Here is a 1,559-nt window from a genome sequence, read left to right on the forward strand (position 1 = left end):
CCGGTTTACTGACGTTCCACCCTGCGATCCGACCATATCCTCGCATGCCATCCCGTTTGTCGCTCCCTAACGCATTGCTACGCGATGCTAAGCCATTCCTGCCTACCTGTCAACCGTCTAGACGGCTACATTCGACTCGTACCGCCTCGATAGCTTAGCTGCGTCCTCATCGTCCAGCATCTGGCTGTACTGGGCAATATCCTGCTCGGCCTGCCGCAAGAATCCGTCTAGACGGACGCGCTCTTGCTCCTTCCAGGCGTCGGAGTGTCGCGCGTCCTCCGACAGGATCAACATCTTCTTGGCTGCATTCTCGCGCGACGAAAACGCCTGGATACACGCAAACAACGGCGTGCCTGGCATCGGAATGCGCGACAGCTCTGCTTCGTCAACCTCCCGGCAGAGCCTGTGAAACACGCTGTCGGACTTCCGTTTATCCCGTTGCACCGCTGCTCTGCGCTGCGCCTCCGCCTCGTGATCGACCACGGTCAACACATGTTCCAACTTCGGGAGCAATCCTTTTCGCCCGTCGCACAAGAGCGTCGTCACGCTCTCGGCCCAGACCGACAGACCCACATTCCCAATCCGTCGGTAAATCGCTTCAGTTTGCTCTGGTGTTGCGGTATACTCCAGCCCTCGACAGAGCCGATCAAACTGTCCGATAAATTCAGTCTTGGTCATGCTGTCTCCTCCCTCGCCCACGCATCGAGATCAAACGTTTTCTTTCTCAATTTTCCTTGATCTTTCAAGGCTCTGAGGCGATTCCGAAAGGCTGCATCCCAGTCCTTGATGGCCTGTCCAGACTTTCGTTTCCCTCCTGCACTGAGCCAGTAGTCTTTGAATTCTTCGACGTACTGGCCGGGATCGGCGATGCCCTCCTTCGCGCTCCAAGCTTCGAGTTCCGGTGTCATGGCGAACTCGTCCAGTGTCTTGGCGTTGCGGTCCGCTGCTGTCCGGCCAGCACGGTCCAATCGCGTCCGCCCGCTTCTGTCCACTGTCGAGGTTAGCCCGTTCACTCGGCCTTTCGCCTGTGCCTCGGTCGGTTCACCCTCCGAAAGGTATTTAGGTTCGGTTAGGTTATGAAAGGAAAGGTTAGGAAAGGAAGGGTTAGGAAGGGAAGGGTATGGCCTATTAGGGGTCGCTTCCTGGTCGCTTCCTGGTCGCTTCCTGGTCGCTTTCTGCTTTGCGAATTTCCCGTTACCTTTCCCATACTTATACCCATGCTTCAGCCAGATCTTTTGCAGGAGTGCTGCATTTCCTGATGAATACTTCTTAATCAGATAAGGTCCGACATAATCGATCCAATCATGGATGAGCGAGCCGTCAAGCCATCCCCACTCGCGCAAGCGAGTGACGAATTCATCTGGATTTCCTTCCCAAGAGGCAGCCTGAGCGATCATGCCATGAGACCATTTTGACAGGTCGCCATCCTCTTGTTGTTCTAGAGCGGTATGCCAGAGGGCATGAAGATGCGCCATCATGTAAATGGGTTTTGTTTGGCACGCGAACGCTAGCTCAATTAATTTTCTATGCCTCAGCAAGACTGTGTGACTTTCAATCCA

Annotated in this window: 1 protein-coding gene and 1 pseudogene; both read right to left on the bottom strand. The window is 54.8% G+C overall.

Annotated elements, in window-relative coordinates; all coding sequences use genetic code 11:
* Nucleotides 1-117: 117 nt before the first annotated feature.
* A complete protein-coding gene (locus ACMTNU_RS20580; RefSeq protein ID WP_413937157.1) occupies nt 118-678 on the bottom strand; it encodes a hypothetical protein in 561 nt (186 codons plus the stop codon).
* Nucleotides 675-1,559, bottom strand: a pseudogene (locus ACMTNU_RS20585) (hypothetical protein); the annotation flags it as partial. The pseudogene ACMTNU_RS20585 and the gene ACMTNU_RS20580, both read right to left, overlap by 4 nt.

The organism is Nitrospira sp. BLG_1, from assembly GCF_047338595.1.
GTDB lineage: Bacteria > Nitrospirota > Nitrospiria > Nitrospirales > Nitrospiraceae > Nitrospira_D.